The 21,959-nt window shown below is 41.3% G+C and carries 17 protein-coding genes; 7 read left to right on the top strand and 10 right to left on the bottom strand.

The features are described from left to right. Window positions 1-109: 109 nt before the first annotated feature. The 3 genes from C4F40_RS09870 to C4F40_RS09860 all read left to right on the top strand — a co-directional run bounded on the left by C4F40_RS09870 (window position 110) and on the right by C4F40_RS09860 (window position 3,946). Entirely contained in the window at window positions 110-382 is a 273-nt protein-coding gene (locus C4F40_RS09870) for a SusD/RagB family nutrient-binding outer membrane lipoprotein (RefSeq protein WP_196939152.1), read from the top strand. A gap of 26 nt (window positions 383-408) precedes the next feature. Then, the gene (locus C4F40_RS09865) at window positions 409-2,910 is read left to right on the top strand and encodes a phosphocholine-specific phospholipase C (RefSeq protein WP_196939151.1); all 2,502 of its coding nucleotides are present in this window, start codon (window positions 409-411) and stop codon (window positions 2,908-2,910) included. A 97-nt stretch (window positions 2,911-3,007) separates the two neighbouring features. Next, entirely contained in the window at window positions 3,008-3,946 is a 939-nt protein-coding gene (locus C4F40_RS09860; RefSeq protein ID WP_196939150.1) for an endonuclease/exonuclease/phosphatase family protein, read from the top strand. 94 nt (window positions 3,947-4,040) lie between these two features. Here C4F40_RS09860 and C4F40_RS09855 read toward each other — a convergent pair whose 3' ends face one another. From C4F40_RS09855 to C4F40_RS09815, 9 genes are all read right to left on the bottom strand, one after another. Continuing rightward, on the bottom strand, window positions 4,041-5,306 hold the full coding sequence (locus C4F40_RS09855) for a hypothetical protein (RefSeq protein ID WP_196939149.1): 1,266 nt from the start codon (window positions 5,304-5,306) through the stop codon (window positions 4,041-4,043). A 120-nt stretch (window positions 5,307-5,426) separates the two neighbouring features. Continuing rightward, window positions 5,427-6,437 (bottom strand): TQO small subunit DoxD, encoded by a 1,011-nt coding sequence (locus C4F40_RS09850; RefSeq protein WP_196939148.1) that lies wholly within the window; start codon window positions 6,435-6,437, stop codon window positions 5,427-5,429. A 50-nt stretch (window positions 6,438-6,487) separates the two neighbouring features. Continuing rightward, on the bottom strand, window positions 6,488-6,859 hold the full coding sequence (locus tag C4F40_RS09845; protein WP_196939147.1) for a hypothetical protein: 372 nt from the start codon (window positions 6,857-6,859) through the stop codon (window positions 6,488-6,490). A gap of 336 nt (window positions 6,860-7,195) precedes the next feature. Next, window positions 7,196-8,221, bottom strand: coding sequence for an Atu2307/SP_0267 family LLM class monooxygenase (locus C4F40_RS09840; protein ID WP_196939146.1), 1,026 nt, complete (start codon window positions 8,219-8,221; stop codon window positions 7,196-7,198). 77 nt (window positions 8,222-8,298) lie between these two features. Then, the gene (locus C4F40_RS09835; protein WP_196939145.1) at window positions 8,299-9,213 is read right to left on the bottom strand and encodes a pirin family protein; all 915 of its coding nucleotides are present in this window, start codon (window positions 9,211-9,213) and stop codon (window positions 8,299-8,301) included. 75 nt (window positions 9,214-9,288) lie between these two features. Beyond that, window positions 9,289-9,588 (bottom strand): GNAT family N-acetyltransferase, encoded by a 300-nt coding sequence (locus C4F40_RS09830; RefSeq protein ID WP_196939144.1) that lies wholly within the window; start codon window positions 9,586-9,588, stop codon window positions 9,289-9,291. An 89-nt stretch (window positions 9,589-9,677) separates the two neighbouring features. Continuing rightward, entirely contained in the window at window positions 9,678-10,553 is an 876-nt protein-coding gene (locus C4F40_RS09825) for a pirin family protein (RefSeq protein ID WP_196939143.1), read from the bottom strand. Beyond that, window positions 10,550-10,729, bottom strand: a complete 180-nt coding sequence (locus C4F40_RS09820) for a hypothetical protein (protein ID WP_196939142.1) — start codon at window positions 10,727-10,729, stop codon at window positions 10,550-10,552. Before C4F40_RS09820 ends, C4F40_RS09825 begins: the two co-directional genes overlap by 4 nt. 94 nt (window positions 10,730-10,823) lie before the next feature. Then, window positions 10,824-11,405, bottom strand: coding sequence for a Crp/Fnr family transcriptional regulator (locus tag C4F40_RS09815; RefSeq protein WP_196939141.1), 582 nt, complete (start codon window positions 11,403-11,405; stop codon window positions 10,824-10,826). A 497-nt stretch (window positions 11,406-11,902) separates the two neighbouring features. On the opposite strand from C4F40_RS09815, the gene C4F40_RS09810 reads away from it, so the two are divergent. Genes C4F40_RS09810 through C4F40_RS09795 form a run of 4 tightly spaced genes read left to right on the top strand, consistent with a single transcriptional unit; the run spans window position 11,903 to window position 20,664 of the window. Continuing rightward, window positions 11,903-15,814: a response regulator gene (locus C4F40_RS09810; protein ID WP_196939140.1), complete on the top strand. Its 3,912-nt coding sequence runs from the start codon at window positions 11,903-11,905 to the stop codon at window positions 15,812-15,814. Between the two features lies 1 nt (window position 15,815). Then, window positions 15,816-16,172, top strand: coding sequence for a response regulator transcription factor (locus tag C4F40_RS09805; RefSeq protein WP_196939139.1), 357 nt, complete (start codon window positions 15,816-15,818; stop codon window positions 16,170-16,172). After that, window positions 16,172-17,245 (top strand): HEAT repeat domain-containing protein, encoded by a 1,074-nt coding sequence (locus C4F40_RS09800; protein ID WP_196939138.1) that lies wholly within the window; start codon window positions 16,172-16,174, stop codon window positions 17,243-17,245. Before C4F40_RS09805 ends, C4F40_RS09800 begins: the two co-directional genes overlap by 1 nt. Then, window positions 17,242-20,664 (top strand): sulfatase-like hydrolase/transferase, encoded by a 3,423-nt coding sequence (locus C4F40_RS09795; protein WP_196939137.1) that lies wholly within the window; start codon window positions 17,242-17,244, stop codon window positions 20,662-20,664. The genes C4F40_RS09800 and C4F40_RS09795 overlap by 4 nt, the downstream gene beginning before the upstream one ends. Here the strand turns inward: C4F40_RS09795 and C4F40_RS09790 are convergent. After that, window positions 20,661-21,902 (bottom strand): YaiO family outer membrane beta-barrel protein, encoded by a 1,242-nt coding sequence (locus C4F40_RS09790; protein WP_231389989.1) that lies wholly within the window; start codon window positions 21,900-21,902, stop codon window positions 20,661-20,663. The genes C4F40_RS09795 and C4F40_RS09790 overlap by 4 nt on opposite strands. Window positions 21,903-21,959: the final 57 nt, after the last annotated feature.

Genomic DNA, 21,959 nt, shown 5'->3' with positions numbered 1-21,959 from the left:
ATGCACGGGTGAACGATAAGGCAATTTCTATAATAAATACGCTAAAAATTTAAGCCATTATTTTGCACAGGATAAGATAGAAGCCTATCTTGCACAAGATATAGTCGACTTGGATAAGGTGTCTTCGGCCGAAGAAAAAATCAGCCGTATCATGATGCAGAAGTATTTGAGATCCTTCCATCAAGGCGGATACTCAAGTTATTTCGATCATTTACGAACAGGGTATCCAACATTTCGAAAAGCGTCTAACGTAAATATAGCTTATCGATGGATGTATCCGCAGAAAGAGTACAATCAAAATACACAGCATGTGGAAGATGCGATTCAGCGCCAATTTAACGGCAATGATATCATCCAAAATGCCACCTGGTGGGTTAAGTAATTATACATAATTGAATAAACGAAATTATGGAAAGTAGAAGAGCATTTTTAAAGAAAGCCTCTCTGCTAGCAGGGGCAACAGCAGCATTTCAGCTGTTGCCTTCTTCTATTGCAAGAGCATTGGCCATAAAGGCTGCCGAAGGAACAACCTATCTGGATGCCGAACATATCGTATTCCTGATGCAGGAGAATCGGTCGTTCGACCACTGTTATGGTACATTACGAGGCGTACGTGGTTTTAACGATCCCAGGGCGATTATTCAAGAAGATGGGCTACCGGTCTGGATCCAAAAGAACGCCCAAAATAAGGCACACATTCCTTTCCGTCTCGATATTGAAAACACCAATGCGACATGGATGGGATCATTGCCACATGGCTGGAAAGATATGGTGGCCGCACGTAATAATGGTAAATTAGATACCTGGCTGGAAGCCAAAAAAGCGGGTAATCACGCTTATCAGCATATACCATTAACGATGGGCTATTATAATCGGCAGGATATCCCCTTTTATTACGCGTTTGCAGACGCATTTACGGTATGTGATCAACATTTTTGTTCATCCCTTACGGGTACAAGTGCCAATAGATCCTATTTTTGGGCCGGTGCGATCCGTGAGAATCCGCATGATCCGGAGTCAGTAGCGCATGTCGACAACGGGCAGATCAATTATAAAGATGTCAATTGGACTACTTATCCGGAGCGGCTGGAGAAAGAGGGGATATCCTGGCGGGTCTATCAGAATGAGTTGAGCCTTCAGGTAGGGTTTGAAGACGAGGAAGAAGACTGGTTATCTAATTTTACCGATAATAATCTTGAGTTTTACAAGCAATATCAGGTACGTTTTCATCCGGCACATCGTCGGTGGATGCAAAAGACTGTAGACGGTTTGCGTCAACAGATGTCGCAAGAAAAGGATACGGCAGGGGAAACATATCGCAGCCTTCAGACGAAATTGCAGCAGTTAGAAAGCGACCTCAAGACCTATAGCGAAGAAAACTTCCATAAATTGGATGATTTTACCAAAAAAATTCATCAAAAAGCATTCGCTACCAATACGGCGGATCCGGATTACCATAACTTAACATCGTTGTCGTATCGGGACAAAGAAGGAGAGAAGATTGTTCAGGTGCCAAAAGGCGATATTTTTCATCAGTTCCGTCAGGATGTAGACGCCGATAAATTGCCGGCGGTATCTTGGTTGGTAGCACCCTGTCGCTTTTCGGATCACCCCGGCTCTCCTTGGTTTGGTGCGTGGTACGTATCGGAGACCTTGGATATATTAACCAAAAATCCGGAGATATGGAAGAAGACCATCTTCATCTTGACCTATGATGAAAATGACGGCTATTTTGATCATATTGCACCCTTCGTACCGGCCCATTCGGACAGGCCCTTTAGTGGATTGAATCCAGATGGAATTGATACCCGTACGGAATATGTAACACGTGATCAGGAACGGATACGCACTAATAATCCGGAAGCGACTTTGGATAGCCCCATTGGGTTGGGATTTCGCGTGCCGATGGTCGTGGCCTCACCTTGGAGCAAAGGCGGATGGGTGAATAGCGAAGTGATGGATCTGACATCCAACCTCCAATTTTTGGAACATTTTATCGAGAAAAAATTTGGAAAGGTCGTGCGCGAAACCAATTTGTCGGCTTGGCGAAGGATGGTTTGTGGAGACCTGACCTCGGTATTCCAGCCCGCAGAATCATTAGAGCAACTTCCAAGTGTAGAGTTAGTGAATAGGGACCAAGAGGTCGCACGTATTTACGCGGCGAAAGATCAAGAGCTTCCCGGTAATTTTGTGGGGCTTGAGTCCGAAGAATTGGAAGCCGTGCTTAGGGGAGAGCGACTAAGACAGATGCCTGTACAAGAGAAAGGAACAAAACCTGCGTGTGGGCTACCTTATGATATCGAAGTAAATGCTTCCGTGGACACGGATACCAATGAGCTCGTACTATATTTTCTATTTCACGGACGCTTATTGACTTCGAAAAAGGAGATGGCTGTACCGCTTATCGTCCGTGCCCTAGCACCATATCGTTATCACGAAGAACATACAGGTACTTGGAATTTTACGGTAAAAAATCAGGAACCTATAACCTTTCGCTGGCCGTTATCCCATTTTGTTGATGGCGTATATCGATTGGATGTGCATGGGCCAAATGGATTCTTTCGGTCATTTTGTGGAACGACGAATGAAGATAGGGGAATCGCCGTAGAGGTAAGTCCACAATTAGGGCAGCAAGTGCTAGATGTGCAGCTGAGAGGTACAGCGCAAGCATGGCAAATACGAGATCTTTCTTATGGCAGCAAAGTGCAGATTAAAAAAACTGCCGGTGCCGATCGGTATGTGGTCGATTGTACTGAAACAAATGGTTGGTATGATTTTTCGCTCACGACAGAAGGCGGGTCTAATTTATCCTATCGCTTTGCGGGACATATTGATATAGGAAAACCCAGCCGAACAGATTCATTGATGGGTGGAGAGACCCCGGATGCATTGACCAAATTCATATCATGATTTGTATATATTTTAGTCAAAAGAATAGGATATTGACTCATTAGGGGAGTATTCTGAGTTTATATCTTTATTTTGCATAGACGTTAAGGTTAGCCGTATGTTTTTAATACTTTTTTATACTATTCTGGGATTGATAATAGGTCTGTTTCTCATGCTGACGCTATTAAGAAGGTATAAGATTTTAAGAGTATTGGAAAAAATTGATATGGATGTCATTTTACAGGGAGAATTCAGTCTCTTGACCTATAATGTCGCCGGACTTCCCGAGCGCATATCCAGTGCACTTACGCCACGACGCGAAAGCATGATTCAGATTGGACAATTGATTTCTGATTTTGATATTGTACATGTTCAAGAAGATTTTAACTACAATAGATTTCTGTATGAAAAAAACGAACATTTATATCGAACAAAACACAAAGGTAAAGTGCCTTTTGGAGATGGTCTGAATACACTATCCAATTATCCTATACTCGAATACAGACGTATCCCTTGGCGACATTGTACAGGTTCGGATTGTCTTACACCAAAAGGGTTTACCTATACCAAAATAAAGCTAGCTAAGAATATTTATATAGATGTATATAACGTGCATGCAAATTCTCATTATGCGCCCAACGCATCCTACGCACGCCGGCGCAACATCAATCAGCTGAAGCAGTATATTTATGATCATTCGGCAGATCAGGCGTTACTCGTATTAGGCGACTTCAATGCACATTATGCTTTTAAGCTAGACAATCTACCGTTGTTTGTCAAAGAAACTGGTCTTTATGACGGCTGGGTAGACTTAGTGCAGGATGGACATTATCCTGATGTCGATGAACATTTTATGCCTTTGCCTATGTTGGAATTGACCAATGCCAATGAAAGTATAGACAAGATTTATTATCGGAGTAGCAAACATCTTATATTTACGGCACAGTACTATAATATTGAAGACAAAAAATTTGTTGCTCCGTCGGGTGAACCATTATCAGATCATCTAGCTGTGTCCATGCGTTTTAAATGGGAGTGGAAAGAAGAAATCGCATAGCGCTCAGCTAGACTACAATCTATGATGACCTGTTGATCTGATGTAACGATATAAAAGAACATAAATACACGTCCTTTGTCGAATGGGCAAAAGATCATCGGTTGTACGGGTATTCCTGTATCCAATTAAAGCCTCGTTTCTTCAACTCGAATGTTGCGGGGTCACGCTTGATAAATCTAATTTCTTCGGTTTTGCCATTCAGTTCCCTGCTCAAGTTAACATCGCCATTCTCCGCCACCTTATAATCAAAAACATATCGATTTAAAGTGACAGTGCTGTTTGATGTGTCCAATTGAAACTGTTCCCTTACCGGTTGGTAGTATTGATCTCTGATAGTTGCGGATTCCCCATATTCAAAAATTATAGTATGCCAATCCTTTGGTAGAGTAGTTTGCGGTCCATCACTGCGATCAATTTGATAAATTCCATACAGTGGCGATTTTTTAAAATACAGGCTTATCTGTTTCTGTACCGTTAATAGAGATGAGAACTGTTGAAAAGCAAAGATACCTAAGAACGCAATCTTGAAGAATAATACACTTTTCCGTTTCCACACCGCGTTAAATGCGGGTCTTCTAATCAAGGGTAGTCTCACATACTTTTCTTCAAAAAACAATCCATAGAGCGTTTTTATATAAGGCAACAACAAAAACAAAGAGAGCAAAAATAACGCTGTAGAAACCAATTTTACCGGCACATCATAAAAATAATTGATGGTCATAATATTAACAGAAGTAGCTAGGGTTATCAGCGCACCGAGTACCGCCGTTCGTCTAAAAAGGAGTAATACAGATAATATTTCGACTATACCCATAAAAATATTATATCCTTTTGAGAAACCTAAGAAAGTCCACGCCAGACCCATTGGTGAAAATTCACCTAAGGGTTGCATAAGTCGTGTTAAGCCCGGAGGAGGCATTTGGGCATGCACAAGCTTTATTGCACCATAGTTAATCAGCATCAACGCGATGTAATACCTAACTATCACAGTTAGCCAATAATAGCACCGGTTATAATTTTCGCTTTTCTTGTCAAGCAGCGTCCAAAGGATAGCCCCGCCTAGTGCGACAAGAAAGAGGATGAACAAGGATATCCAGTCATACGACGTGTCGCCACTTCCATTTGTGAAAATGTTATAGTCATATCGATAGTGTAAGATATGTTCTGAAAACCAGGGTGTAAGCTTTTGCATCCATAAAACGAATGGCTTATTGATATATTGAAGCAACGGGAAAGCACCGTTATTTTTTAGGAAGACAAAAGACAAGATAAAAATAAAGGAAAAACGGAAGCTAAATTTAGTGGTCGAAGTCCAAGTGGTTGCTGTTACAAACATATCCATAATTAAAGATTTGGTCATTTACGGTTATGAATTTAATGAAAATTTTGAAAACCGCCGAGCTATCATGAAAAAATCCTGAAGCAGGGAGCTTCAGGATTTTTACTAACCAATCAATTATTAACCTAAATTATGTACCTCTTATTTTATCTGTTCCACCCATTCTATGCCGCTGATATCAATGAGCTTTAAGTAATAGTTTTCTTTTATTTGAATTTCGTCTAACTCTAGAGTCAAATCGGCTTTTGCGCCAAGTGGTAAAATCAGGCTATGTTTTCCAGGTTTGATTTTTGCTACATAATGATTGTGGATATTATCTTTTGGAAATTGAGCCAGTTTGTTTTGATCGATGGATTTGATTACCTCATTTTTTTCATTCAAAATCTCTATTCCGATCAAAAACGAACCATAAACATCTGCACCTTCAACTCTGAACAATTGAAAAGTTAATTGTGAACCATTATGCCGAATATTTGAAATTTCGACTTTTGGCTTTACAGATTTATTATGAAGTGTACCAAAAACACCTCCGTGAAAATACTGATTGGTAAATAAAGTAAGCCCAAAAATAAGTATAGACATTACTAAAACTTTCGGACGAATATTTTTTATAGGAAGCATCCCCGAACCAAAAAATGCAAACCATTTTTTATGGGCGAAAGCGTAATGTCTGTGCATCATAAAGTTATCCAACGAATAAGCTCCACTTCCCGTTAAGAATAGTGTAAAACCACCCGCTATACCTAATACCCCAATTTGCCATTCGTCCAGACAGGTTGTTCCAATCCAGCCCGACCCCAATAGAATGCCCATTGCAAGCAAAAAGACACCTATACTCATCAATCTAGTAAACAGTCCGATAATAATGAATAAGCCGACAAGGGCTTCTACAAGCGTGAAGATAATCATGGAGACCTGCAAGGCTTCGGGATTGGAAACCAGATATTCAATAATAGGTTTAATGCCTAAAGCGTTGGGAAGGAAGTGATTGAATTTTTCTCCTATGTAACCGGCTTCCTCGGGGATAAGTTTGTTCTCCAAAACAAGTCGTCTCCAGAAAGCCGAAAAATATGTCCAACCGATTACCCAACGCAAGGATAATGTAAAAAGCCCTGCCATATTATTGGCAGCATTGTTAATGTGATGTTTCATTAATTTTATATTTTAATAAACGTGAAAATGATATAGAAGCGTAATAAAAATTACGCTATGTCCAATTTCAGACGTTTGTATAAAATATACTTCGGTGGGCTGTTGCCTGAGAAAGTGCGGGAGTATTTGCCTTGTATTTTGAAAGAACGTGTTACAACATTCCGATTGAGGTACACATCAACAGGTTCGGTCTGCTTTTTGCTTTTCTGCTCTTTTCCGGTAGAGATTTGTTGTTTATTTTGGGAATATAGACAAGAACTTGTTTGCGAGTTAGTCTTTGATTTGTTTAGTGGCTTAGCATAGCCTGCAGGTGCAATATTGAATAGTGCCTCTTTAACGATACAGGGACTTAACGAAAATAACACGAACCACATCATTAAGATGTGTCTGGTATTTCTTATATAGCCCGATATTTTCGACATGGATTACAAATATATACTTTTTGCGCTTTGGTCCGAGTAACTATCGCTAACGGAATTTCAGAATTCAAATTTAATCGCTATCCATCTAAGATAAGTAGATTTTATTAAAAAGCAATAGCCGCACTCCATTTATAACTAGAGGTTTGAGGGGGTTTCGTTGGATCCACCCACCTGTCATGAAAAAATCTTGAAGCTCCCGGCTTCAAGATTTCTACTAACCAGCCAATTATTAGCCTGAATTATGAACACTATTTTGAGTTAAAATTTCTGTGCCTTTGTTGTACAATCCGGTTAAGTTAGCGCGATTAGTAATACGACACGATGCAAATAGATAAACTACCCAAGCGCGTTATTGACTAGAGGAATGACCTTCGTGCCAATTATTTCGATGGAACGCAGCAACTGTTCATGATTAAGCCCTGCATTGTCCATCTGAAAGGTAAAGCGGTCGACACCGCCCAATGCTTCGCTGTGTCTTAATAATTTTGCTGCCACCTGTTCGGGACCGCCGACCACCAATACGCCTTTAGGGGCTATTAATGCATCGAATCCGGTTCTTGTTACCGGAGGCCAGCCACGTTCCCTGCCCAACCGGGTCCAGAGTTCAGCGTAACCGGGGTAGTAATCAGCAATAGCTTCCTCATTGCTCATAGCAACGTAACCCGGTGAATGCAAGCCTACCATCAACTGTTCTGGAGCAAAGCCAGCCCGATGTCCTGCCTGTCTATATAGATCAATCAACGGACGAAAATGCGCTGTTTCTCCACCAATAACGGCAACCATTAGCGGCAGCCCCAGGGTTCCGGCTCTGACAAATGATTCAGGAGTTCCTCCGACACCAAGCCAAACAGGGAGCTTCTCCTGACTGGATCTGGGGTATACAGGTTGGTTTTCCAATGCGGGTCTAAATTTTCCGGACCAGGTAACGAATTCCTGTTCACGTATTTTTAACAAGAGTTCCAGTTTTTCTTTGAACAGCGCATCATAGTCCTTCAGGTCAAATCCAAACAGCGGATAGGCTTCTATTGCAGACCCTCTGCCGACAACAAGTTCTGCCCGTCCCTTGGATATCAGATCCAAGGTGGCAAAGCTCTGGTAAACCCGTACCGGATCTGACGTACTCAGCACAGTAACCGCACTAGTCAAGCGTATGTTGTTTGTCCTCGCTGCTGCGGCGGCAAGGATTACCGCCGGAGCGGAGTCCAGAAATTCCTTCTTATGGTGCTCGCCGATACCATAAATAGCAAGTCCTGCCTCATCGGCTTTAACGATTCTTTCCAGCAACTGTTCCATGGCGTCTACACTATTGAGTGCATTACTTCCGTACATAGCGGATGCGAAACTATCAATTCCTATTTCCATTTTTTTATTCTAATAAGGAGCCTTTATACCGTCTTTGGGCGCCGGGCATCGTTTTCATTCATATGTACTTCATCGGATCAAGAAAGCGCATTCGGGGGAGGGCCTCCCGCTGGTTTACTTTTTCCTTCAGGTAAGGGCACATATTCTTCATTATCCATTGGCGGTAAAACAATACGTCCTTGTTTCCAGTCCTCTTTGGCCTGTTCGATCCTATCTTTTCTACTGGACACAAAGTTCCACCAGATGTACCGTTCTCCCAAGTGTTCACCCCCAAGCATCATCAACGTGGTCTGTTCTTTCGCTATAATCAACGGATCGACCCCTTTGGTGAATACCAGCAGTTGTCCTGCCTTGTAAGTGGTTCCATTCACTTCGACGCTGCCCTTAACGATGTATGCACCCCGCTCGCTATGACCATTAGGTAGACCGAACCGACCGCCTTGCTCCAGTATAACATGCACATAGAACAAAGGGGAATGTGTTTTGATATTACTTTTCAATCCATAAGCATCTCCTGCAATCAAACGCATCCAAACACCCGTATCCGTAAAAACGGGCAGTTGATCAGGCTTATAGTTGTCAAAGGACGGATCGCTTTCTTCGTCTTTTTCAGGAAGAGCTACCCATGTCTGTATCATTTCCAGTTCGCCTCCAGTCAGCATCGCCGGATCTTCGAAACGTTCACTATGTGTAATGCCTTTTCCGGCGGTCATCCAGTTGACCTCACCAGGTTTTATCACTTGTTCTATTCCGAGGCTATCCCTGTGGGTTACATTCCCACTAAACAAATAACTGACCGTGGAAAGACCGATATGTGGATGCGGCAATACATCAAAGTTACTTAGCGTTGTTGCAGGGATATTTAGGGGGCCACCGTGGTCCATAAAAATAAATGGCCCGACCATCCTGCGGAGCTGATAGGGGAGGATGCGTTTAACGGCAAAGCCTGTGGAAATTTCAGCGCGTCTGGCTTCTATAACGATATCAAGCATAATAAATTTTTAAATAAATTCTGTGTTTTTGGGTACCTATAGTTCCTTTTACCGGGTTTTTTAAAATTAGTTCATTTACATTTTTTTTAACCAGACATCCGCATAATCTTCTGGGTGTCGTTTGAATTGTGCGAGTACATACGGGCAAAGCGGTATGATTCTCAAATTATTATCCCTAGCATAACCGACTAATTGATGAAGCAATAATTTCGCAAAACCTCTTCCCTCGTACTCGGGATTAACTTCGGTATGGTACACCCGAAGCTTTTCATCTGTAACGGAAATGTCCATTTTTCCAGCTTTTTTATCATCTGAAAACAGTTGGACTTCACCGTAAACATTGTCGTCTTTAAAAACTACTTTCGTATCTTCCATGGTTCAAAATTATTGGGTTCTTTTTTAATACTTAGTGCTCCGGATCTTTAAATTAAGGGGCGTAAGTTTCATCTTGTTGCTGTTTAAATTTATACTCTACCTTTTTGATTATTGATTTCGCCATATTTTCCAGCATAGAAGTCGCGGTAAGCATCTGCTATTTCAGACCGACTGTTCATGACGAACGGACCTTCAGCCACAATCGTCTCCGTATAGGGGGCGCCACCAAATAAAATGATGTCCGTCGCCTTCTGCAATTTATTTTCAATAATTATCTCACCGGCAATTCTGTCGAATTCTATAAATTCCCCTGTTTGAAATTCGGCCTCGTTAAGTATCGCATTCGTGCTGGGTAAAAAGGCAGCAACTTCAAGTTTTTCCTCAATAAAGATAGTAAAGTTTTTGCCTGCTTCAATATGGATATGATATAAAAACTGTTCCGAATAATTTGGTATTCTAGAACTCAGATCTTCATAGCCGCCAGCTATTACTTTTATCCATCCACTATCATTTGGTAATGATTTTTGAGGCACTTCATTGCTTTGAATCGCCAAATATTCCGGCTTCTCGGCTTTGTTTTTTGCAGGAAGATTAACCCAAAACTGAAAAGCATGTATACGATTGGTTCCAGTGCTGGAATCAATATTTAACGTCTCGTCATGCAGAATCCCATTTCCGGCTTTCATCCATTGTACACCTCCAGAATAAACTTTTGCATAATTGCCGGCGCTGTCAAAATGCTCATCTTCTCCTTCAATAATATACGTTAATGTAGCAATGCCGCGATGCGGATGTCCCCCTGTCCCGCTGGCCATAGCCGCCGCAAGAACTTTCGGAACGATATGATCTAAAAATACAAATGGGCCAACAGCGTCGGTATATCTATTCGCTAATAAGCGATAAATTGTTAAGTCGCCTATATCAGCTCTTTGTCCTTTTGTTGAAAAACTGGTTTTCTTGTTCATCTCTTGATTTTTTTAATTGCAGCTATTTTCGCAAGACCAACTACATTTTTGATAACCTTACGGAATTCACGGCTTTGCAAATTGGCAAACTCATAAGGTTGGCGTACGTTTAGCATTACGGCACTGTCTTCTGGGCGAAGCAAGTCTTGAAAACCGATTTTAGGAGATTGTTCCATTTTTGTTGATTTAATTACTAAACCAAAATTGCATCAAACGGAAAGAAAAAACGTAGACAAATGTCTATGAATATAAAAAAAGTAGCATCAGAGCTTATTTTTTAAGTGCTTTTTTGCGCACCCGACTTAGCGTGTCTTTCGTAATGCCAAGATAAGAGGCGATGATGTGTTGAGGAAAACGATGGAGAAAATATGGATGACAGTCGACGAAATCTGCATAGCGTTTTTCCGCAGTAAAGCTGATCGAAGAGGTTATTCTTCTTTGTGTAGCAATATTATTTCTTTCATCAAGTTTCAATAGCAGCTCATTAAAAGCAGGGAATTGACGACACAATTCTAATATACTTTCTCTTGTAATTAGAAGTAGCTCACAATCTTCCCACGCATCTATGTGATATATACTAGGAGTAAACATCACGAAACTCTCGCGGTCACCTGCCCACCAGTTTTCAATATATAAATTTACGACATGCTCAACACCTTTTTCATCTATGTAATATTTGCGCATGGCACCTTTTAGGATAAAGGCGAAGTATTTACAGATCTCTCCTTCCTCCAGTAGATATTGCTTTTTTCTTATCTTTTTCTCACTAAAATGGCTTCGGAAAACCTCAAAATCTTTTTCGGAAATTAAAGTTGAAGCGTATTTGTTAATATACTTGAATAGTGGATGCATGCGAATGAATTGAAATATTCAAAGGTAGTATTTTTTGTTTTATCTTTTCCTTCTGACAAAGGTACGCTGGGAGCTCCTGAACTTCAGTAACGATGGGAAATGATAAGCCATCTACGTACTACAGACTCCACCATTATGTTGGAATTTGTGCTTTTTCGGGATACTGAGCTTTGAGACTGCTAATTTTTTGAGTTAACGATAAAATCACCGGCATAAGACGGTCTACCAACTTTTTTGACTTTGTAATGCGGACAGTATCCATCTTTGCTGATTAGTTTAAGTTATTGTTGATAGAGTGTGCAATGATGATTCGGTCGAAAGGGCCCAGGTGGTGAAAAGCAAGCTCCACGGAAAACTTCTACGAACCATTTTGCTTTAAAATTGTTTGTAATATAACAACTTGAGGAAAGCAGAACTGATAAATTACTAATCGACTACGCATTCGCGAAATTTTTTATTAATTTCAAACGTGAAAAACAACTTTATATAGAACCTCCATGGAAAATTTCCCGATCCCAGAAAATGAATTAGCGCGTATCCAAAGGTTGAAATCCTACGAACTTCTGGGACTTGGAAAAGATCCTGATCTTGATGTGTTTGCGCAGGCTGCCTGCCTAATAACCGACTGCCCAGCTGCGCTCATTGCGATGATGGAGGAGGATACACAACGCATTCAAAGCTGCGTAGGTCTCGATTTCGAATCTGTCGACAGACGGAGTACCTTGTGTCAATATACCATTATGACGAAAGAGGTACTTGTTATCGAAGATACCTTTAAAGATCGGCGATCATCTTCCAACCCCTTAATTCGGGAAGGAAACATAAGATTCTACGCTGGGGTACCCCTAGCAGATGATGATGGGATTATTTTGGGCACCATTTGCGTGATTGATTTTGAGCCAAAATCCCTTTCTGACAAGCAGATAATGTCTTTGGAGCAATTGGGCAAGGCGGTCACGAAAATTCTTCTTGCGAAAAAAAGAAAAGTACAGGCAGGCTATTTTGGGGAGATATTTCACCTTACAAATAATATAATTTGCGTGCTGGATGATTCATTTCGAATCAAGGAAGCAAATCCTGCATTCACAGAAGTACTGCAAATGTCGAGAACTTCGATAATCGACAAGTCTTTTCACGACGTCATCAGTAGTAGCGATGAAGGTTTATTGTTGGCTTTAGAGCAGGTGTCCGAAAGTGATCGGGGGCTTCAGCTCACCACCGTCACAAAAATAGCTGAGGAAAATGATATTATCATTGAATGGCATCTCAAATACCACCCTGTCCAATATGAGATATTTGCCTTTGGCAGAAACGTAACCAAGGAACGGGCAGAGCAGCTAAAGTTGGAGAGTTCCGAACGTCGATTTCGGAATTTTTTTGAGAACGCTATTGGGCTTATGAGTATGCACGATTTGGATGGCAATATTCTTGCCGTCAACGAAAAAGGACGTGAACTATTAAAATATTCCGAAAATCAGGTAAAAGATCTAAACCTCCGGCAATTGGTACCGTCTCGTCATTTAGAAAATATGGAACAATATTTAGAGCGAATTGCTCGAGTCGGCGAAGACTCCGGTATGATGATTTTGCAGACGAAAGACGAAGAGAAGATTTATTGGCTGTATCACAATATGCTTGAGACCGACACCGAAGGTAAACCATATGTGGTTAGTACCGCATTGAATATGACCGAACGCATGCAGTTAGAGCGGGATCTCCTGCATACCAAGCAGATCTTAGAACAGACGAATGCCGTAGCACAGGTAGGCGGATGGGAGGTAGATCTTATCCAAGATAAGGTTTACTGGTCAGATTCTACCAAGCTGATTCATGGCGTACATCGAGACTTTGTCCCGAATATTGAGCATGCCATCAATTTTTTTGAACCAGAAAGCCGAGAAAAAATAAAGGATATCTTCGCACGTGCAATAAACGACGGTATACCCTACGATACCGAATTGAGGCTTCGTAAAGAGCAAGGCGATGTGATTTGGGTGCGCGTAAAAGGAATACCAGAACTTGAAAACGGTTCATGTAAACGGGTATTCGGCATTATTCAAGATATAGATAAGAGCAAGTCGCTTTTTTTGGAGCTAGAAAGAAAAGAGGCGATGCTACAGGCTTTTGTAGATTACGTTCCAGCGTCTGTCGCCATGTTTGACCGAGACCTTAATTATGTATCCGTCAGCAATCAGTGGGTCGACGACTTTCATCAAGGGAAAGCTGATTTGTTAGATCAAAATTTGTTTACTTTATTCCCGCATATTCCCGAAAAACGGAAGCAGATATACCTCGAAGCCTTAGAAGGCAAGCCTTATAAAAATGTTGATGAGATAATTCAACCGGAGGGTATGCCAGCTCCACAACATTTTAATTGGGAGGTTCGGCCGTGGCATATTTCTGATGGTAGTATCGGTGGAATCATAATTTTTACCCAGAATATCACGGACTCGGTTATGATAAACGAGGAACTTAAAAGAGCAAAGGAGCTCGCTGTGTTAGCCAGTCAAGCAAAATCAGAGTTTTTAGCAAATATGAGCCACGAGATACGGACACCGTTAAACGGTGTCATAGGCTTTTCCGACCTGTTGCTAAAGACACCGCTTAATGAAGTCCAGATACAATACCTTAATTATATCAACGAATCTGGAAATAGTCTGTTAAATATTATTAATGATATTCTGGATTTTTCTAAGATCGAATCGGGTAAATTAGAACTTTTTGTTGATAGATCTAATGTCTACGACTTGGCTCATCAAGTTATTAATGTAATACTTTACCAGGCGCAGCGTAAAGAGTTGGAGCTTTTGCTCAATATAGAACAGGGATTGCCGACCTTTATTTGGATCGACGAACCTCGCGTTAAGCAGATCTTGATCAATTTATTGGGGAATGCGGTCAAATTTACTGAACAGGGAGAAATCGAGCTCAAGATCGAAAAATTAAGTTGCAATAATGACACACTTACGCTACGGTTTTCTGTACGCGATACCGGTATTGGCATCCCGCTGAGCAAGCAGCAGCGTATTTTTGATGCCTTCACACAAGAAGACAGTTCGGTGAGCAAACGATACGGGGGTACAGGGTTAGGGCTAACCATATCAAATAATTTGCTGAAGTATATGGGTAGTAAGCTTCATCTCGAAAGCATATTGGGAGAGGGGTCGACGTTTTATTTTGATATTGATGTAATGTACGAGCAAGGGAGTGATGAAAACAAAGGAGAACTGCCCTTAAGTAGGGTGCTCGTCGTAGACGACAATGCGAATAATAGAATCATCCTAAAACATATGCTAGGCTATAAGAATATAGAGGCCGTTCTTGCCGAGAACGGAATGGAGGCATTGCAATTACTGGTAAAAGGAGAACGCTTCGATGTTATTTTAATGGATTACCATATGCCTATTCTATCGGGATTGGCAACAATAGATAAAATTAGAGAGCTGTTCTATAAGCAGGGCGAAGTTGTTCCGTTAATCGTTTTGCACACATCTTCAGAGGAACACGAAGTTTTGTCTAACTGCCGTCAAGAAAGCGATTTGTCCCTTTTGTTAAAACCTATTAAATCAAACGAATTGTACCAGGCGCTGCGGCGGGTGGTCCAGCAAAATAAACAAAATGGAGCGCAAACAGAATTAAAAAGAGCGGTTCCTAAATCAGATATCTATGAGCAGCCCGCTCTAGTTTTATTAGCTGATGACAATGCAGTAAACATGGCTTTGAACCTAAGAATGATGGCCTCGCTTATGCCGAATGCCGAATTGGTTGATGTGTCAAATGGTGCGGACGCGGTTAAGAAATGTTTAGATCGGTCTTTTGATTTGATACTAATGGATGTCCAAATGCCACAGGTTGATGGAATAGAAGCAACAAAGCAGATTCGCCAACTCTCGGGCTACCAGCTCACGCCAATAATCGGTGTCACAGCCGGAAATGTCCTGGGTGAGCGAGAAAAATGTTTATCAGCCGGGATGTCCGACTTCCTTCCAAAGCCAATACGGCAGCACGATCTGAATACCGTATTGAGAAGATTTGTAGCAGAGCCAACCCAAAGCATACGTACCCTGAAACTGGATGAACATTTGGATATACTGGCGCTAGACCAGCAGGTAGGAGACGATGCCGCATTCAGATTGTTCTTCCTCGATCTGATCGTCAAGGAACTTAAGAATGTCAAAATTAACCTAAAACAGTCGAAGGATGATCGCGAATTTAAACGTATAAACGAAGTTTTGCATAAGCTTAGGGGCACTGCCTCTACAGCTGGGCTAATCGAGCTAGCTAGACTTACATCTAAACTGGAGAATAACCTGTCGTCCAATACTGATCTAGAAATTGCACTGATAGATATTGAGCAGGAGATTGAACTTGGAATAAATTTAATTACTGAACTTTTAAAGAAACAATAACATGTTAATTTTAATAGCTGAAGATGATGAATTGATATTACGGACGGTCGAACATAAATTGTTAAAAGAAGGACATCAGACCATTTTGACCCGTAACGGCAAAGAGGCCATAGAGAAGATTAAAGAGCTGGAGATAGACCTCGTCATCACGGATATCATGATGCCTTTTGCCTCTGGCATAGAAATATTATCTGCGATACGATCGTTTGAGAAGGAGTTGCCCGTCATAGTTCTTTCGAGTATGGGACAGGAAGAGGTCGTTGCAGACGCCTTCGACTTAGGGGCGTCAGACTTTATGGTTAAACCTTTTAGTCCGAACGAATTGATTTTGAGGATTAAACGCTTAGCCGGCAAATAATGGACTCCATATTCCATCGGGTTACCATCCACGAGCTTATAATCGCAATCGTTGTTGTGCTGAGTTTGGTCTTTTTATTGATTATGTTGGTTTTACTTTATAGTTTTTACAAGTATAAGGTGCTATATCAACGACAAATTTGGTTACAGGAGAGCGAGCAGAAAGTGATACAAGCTATTGTTAGCGGTGAAGAGATAAGTAGAGTTGATGAAGAATTTATAACTAGACTCCGTAATCCGTCTTTTCGTAATGTTTTTTTGAGTGTTTTGGTGGCCTCTGATCAAAAATTTTCAGGCGGAGCTCGTAATGAAGTAAATAACCTCTTTAAAATCTACAAGATGGAAGATGCCGCTTGGCAAAAACTTCGGCAAAGGAAGTCCTATCTCGTCGCAGGTGGGATATTGGAGTTAGCAGTTATGCGAGTGGAACGTGCTTTTCCTGACATAGCCTCTCTCCTCGAACACCCCAAGCGGCAGGTCTATCAAGAAGCGCAATATGCTGTAGTAAGTTTTAAAGGGTTCGACGGCTTGGATTTTCTAAATACGCTTGTAGTACCCTTGTCAGACTGGCAGCAATTGCGTTTGTTACGTTCTATCGGAAAGTTGCCCGCTGCACACGAGGAATGGGTCAAAAATTGGCTATCAAGTTCAAACGAATCAGTTATCATTTTTACACTTCGTCTTATACGAAAATTTCAGTTGTTGCCCTTTTATGCCGACGTCATCAACTTATTTGACCATACTGCGGTTAACGTTAAAGTACAAGCAATACGTACCATTGCAGCCCTAGAAAACGACGAAACAGTCAATCAATTGATAGCTGCTTTTTTTACGCAACCAATCGAGGCACAGATAGAAATTTTACGAGCTCTTAAGAAATCGCGGAGCCCACAAAGTGAATCATTCCTCCAACAGCAGCTATGGCACCATCCTGCGATTTCAATAAAGATTGCCGCTGCCGAGGTGCTAATTGCGTTGAAACAACACGGATACTTACAGCGTATAGCAACAGATGAAACAGTGCCTGAAGAAATTAAACAAGTTATCAAACACGCGTTACAGGAAAAAACATGATAGAATTCGCACATATTGTTTACGAGGTCGTAATCTGGTTATTTCTCCTCTATTCAGCAGCTGTATTTTTGATCTATATCTGGGTGGGATTATATGCATATGGTGCTGTATCACGCTATAACCATGAAAATACATTTACCGAGTATAACTTTATAGCGACAAACGCCGATGCCCCCACCTTCAGCTTGATTGCCCCGGCGTTTAATGAAGGTATGACCATTGTAGAAAATGTGCGTTCACTACTCTCAATTTATTACCACAACTTGGAAATTATTATCGTTAACGATGGTAGCCGGGACGATTCTATGCAGAAGCTGATTGAAGCCTATAACCTTGAGGCCATATCCTTTTTCATTCAGGGGAACATCAAAACAAAAGAAATTCGAGGTATCTACAAGAGTAAAAATCCAGCCTTTAAAAAGTTAATCGTTGTCGATAAGGAAAATGGAGGTAAGGCCGATGCCTTGAATGTAGGTGTGAATATATCTTCAGGCGACTATATCGTATGTATTGATGTGGATTGCATTCTCGAGCAGGACGCAATTTTGAAATTGGCAAAACCCTTTTTAGAACAGACTGACAAGCAGGTTATAGCCTGCGGAGGCGTTATTCGTTTGGCCAATAATTGCAAAATTGAGAACGGGAAGGTAGTGGAGGTTAACTTGCCAAAATCATGGCTGGGACGAATGCAAGCATTGGAATATATACGGGCTTTTGTTTTGGGTCGTATGGCTTGGTCAAGAGCTTCAGGACTAATTCTAATATCGGGAGCGTTTGGTGCTTTCGATAAACAGATCGTTTTAGCCTGCGGGGGCTACGACACCAACACTGTTGGCGAAGACATGGAGCTGGTAGTGCGGATGCGGCGCTATATGGAGGAGCAAGGTAAACCTTATGAGGTCGTAAATATTCCAGATCCGTTGTGCTGGACAGAAGTACCCGAGTCCAAGGAGGTGCTCAAGAAACAGCGTAACCGCTGGATGCGGGGTACCATCGAGACACTATGGAAGCATCGTAAGCTCATGTTTAATCCAAGGTATGGAAGATTAGGATTAGTAAGTCTTCCATATTGGTTTTTCTTTGAGTTCTTAGGGCCGCTAATTGAATTTGCCGGTTACTTTGTTTTTTTGCTCTTTTTATTTTTCGGAATCATTAACTGGCCCTTTTTCTTCGCATTATTTGCGCTCGTAATATCGTCGGGTATCTTATATTCTATCTATGCAATCCTGGTCGATCTCGTAAGTCATCAGGTATATAGTAAGAAAAAGGACCTTGCCAAGCTAATTGTTACGGCTGTTCTTGAGCCATTCTATTTTCATCCTACCGTAGTCGGAGCAGGCGTTCGGGGTGTGGTTGACTATTTTCGGAAAAAGCACGGTTGGGGAGAAATGACCCGCCAGGGCTTTCAACAAACTGCCATTGAAGAACCCCTGATGAAACGCTTAGGTAGGCAGCTAGCGTTTGCGCTGAAAAACTTCGGCGTAGTAGCGCTTGTCTTCCTTATACTTTATATGATTTCGGTGGGCGCAGAATGGTGGTGGTATCGCCATAGTTTTACGCAACTTGCCGAAGCAAATACTGGAGGTCAATTACTTTTAGATAATCTTTACTTTGCATTCCAAGTGCTTTTAGGGGGCGGAGTCGTATACATGCTCTTACAATTTGTTAGTCGGTGGTGGGCAACCGCTTTGGTCACGTTTTCCTTTTCCTTCATCGTCATCATGCAGTACATTCTCTTTTTGTACTATGCGGAGTCACGTAATTTACTTGGGGCAGATCTTTTTTATTACAATATCGAAGAGATGAAACAGATCTTGAACACCAGTGGTATGTTAAGCTTCACTAATATTGCGTTGCTTACGGTTCTCGTACTGGTATCTTACCTGCCATTTTGGATTTTTAGTAAGCGGTCTCTGTCCACGATTTACATAGGTTTAGCTGTATTGCTACTCGGCCTTTTTTCAAGCTTTGTGTCCTTAGATAGTTTCTTGTTTTCATCTGCTAAAGGAGATTTATTCGTAGAAAATGCAGGACGAAGTAAATGGCGATATTTTTTTACATCTAATCTTACGAACTACATCGGAGAGCATCAGGCCATTTTTGATAGGTGGCGGGATGATAATTCTGATTCTGCGGATCACGACGATCGGTTTCCCTTTCTTAGAAATGAGGATACAGAAGATATTCTAGGTAGTTTTTTCAAAAAAACAGATACCGTACCCAACTTAGTGTTCATTGTCGTGGAAGGGCTTGGACGCGCCTACAGCTCACCGTCGGGTTACATCGGTAATTTTACCCCGTTTATTGATTCCTTAGTTAAGCGGTCTCTCCATTGGGAAAACAATCTGAGTTCGTCGGGAAGAACGTTTGCCGTTTTACCGACACTAACCGGTTCATTGCCCTTCGGACCGCACGGCTTTTTAGAACAAGACAGCCTGCCTCCACATTTCAACTTGTTTAATGTGCTGAAAAAAAACGGATTTTCTACTGGGTTTTTCTACGGTGGCGATTCGAACTTTGATTACATGAAGAAGTTTATCACTTACAGTGGAGCGGACACGGTTGTCGATCAAAATGCATTTTCACCCCCTTACAAAAAGCTTCCTGAGCAAGGGGGGGAAAGCTGGGGGTACGAAGATCAAGCCGTTTTTACTAAATTTCTAGAACTGCAGAGTGTACAACAGAAACCCTATTTTCATGTTGTGCTGACCTTGTCTACACATAATCCATTTCTGATTAATAATGCATCGTATTACCACAAACTTTTCGACCAACGACTAGCGAATCTAGGCTTACCCGCCGAGAATAAAAAATGGGCACTCGAGAATAAAAAGCAGCTAGTATCTGTCTTGAACTTAGATGACGCATTACGCCAATTTTTTTACGCGTATCAAAAAAGGGCCGACTTCGGCAACACTATATTTTTAATAACAGGAGATCATGCCATGCCGGAGATCCCCTTGCAAAGTAAAATAGATCGTTATCATGTTCCACTCATAATTTACTCACCTTTATTGACAGCGCCACACACTTTTATAAATACGGTCAGTCATTTCGATATAGCTCCTACTATTTTGGCGTATTACCGAGAGAATTTTAACCTGTATACACCGAGTCAGGTCACGTGGGTTGGTCGCGGATTAGCAGAAGGGATATCTGAGAAAGGCGATGGCGTCGCGCTAATGCAAAGTAAAAATCAGCTAAGTGATTTTATATACCGTAATTATCACCTGTCCGACGGAAAACTTTACAAATTAGATAGGCGATTAAATGCGGATCCTATTACAGATGCCTCCGCGAGCGAGCTGTTATTACACCGTTTTGATGCCTTTAAACGTAAAAACAAACTATTCTATACCAACAAAGAGCTTCTACCCGATAGTATCTACAGAGGCTATTTCGATGGAGGCAAACCTTAGAAAGTTTTAATGTAACCCACAGTAATATCTATCTGGTTTCCCTTTTCGTTGGGTCTAAATTCTTGGTTATAATAAGTTGAAGATACCGAGAAAAGGTTGGTACGATTTACAGAGAAATTATACTCCGCGCCCACCTTAAATGTTTTTAATCTATAGGAAGCATTGTCGAGTAAGTTGTTGCGATTCTCCTCCGGGCTTAAGCCTGTGCCAACAAGAAATCCCAGGTAATCATTTGCGCCTTTTATATAATAGCGAACGGTACCTGTGTAAGACTGAGAAATGTTTTCCTGACCAGGCGTGAGGTAAGTGCGGAAATTGAACCAGTAGTTTTGGTAGTATTTTCCCACGGAAGCCGTATACATCCAGATGTGGTCGTTGAAATACAGCTGGCGATAACCAAGTTCCCCCTCAAAACTTTGGGGGAGATTTGCGTACAGTGATACACCGGTTCTGTAATTTGGGAATATTCCGACATTATCCGAGTAGCCTGCTCCGACATAGAGATAAAACATTTTCGAAAGTCGAGGGTACGCTTCCAACTCGAGCTGCAGGCCATTGTCTGCAAATTTATTGGCATAGTTTGTCCGAAAAATCACAGATCCGATCGGTGTAGCTCTTCTATAGCTCAGACCGACTATATGCCAGTCATTTTCGAATTGTCTATCAAAATGGGTAAAGGTATATGAGATACCCACGGCATTTTTAGCTGTATATTCTTGAATGTTTTTGATCAGTGCGCGGGCTTCCGTATGCTTGGGGTTTAGTTCCAACAAGCGGTTTACCGAGTTTTCGGCTATCTCATAGTTATTGTTACTATAGTTTACTTTAGTTTTAAGCAGCAAAAGATCTTGAGAATTAGCATGTAACGCAATTCCCTTGTCGACAATCTCATTAGCTCGGGTCGATTGGTCGTTCCAGTATTCAAGGGACGCGTAAGCTAGGAAGAAATCCTCGTCCTGTACATCTCTATTATCCAGATTTGTAAAAACCATTCGTGCGGAGTCTATATAATCAGACCAGGTATATAGGCGTCCAAGAAAAATGCTGATATCCGTGTATTCTGGAGCTTGCTGCAGCGCCTCTTTACTTAGTTTTATGGCTTCTAAATATTTTTTTTGTTCAAATGCCTGCTGACGTGCCTTTAGAAAAAGTTCGTCGGCGGTAAACTCGTTTTCTTGACTTATCGAGGTAAACGGAAGTACACAAATATATAGAAAAACATAAAATAAAATCTTCATAGTAGATGCCATTTGCAATCGTCTTATAATATTACCTAAACTTAAATAAATTTGATT

Source organism: Sphingobacterium pedocola (genome assembly GCF_015209965.1).
GTDB lineage: Bacteria > Bacteroidota > Bacteroidia > Sphingobacteriales > Sphingobacteriaceae > Sphingobacterium > Sphingobacterium pedocola.
The sequence above is the reverse complement of the archived record's forward strand: the minus strand, read 5'-3'. Positions and strand labels throughout refer to the sequence as shown.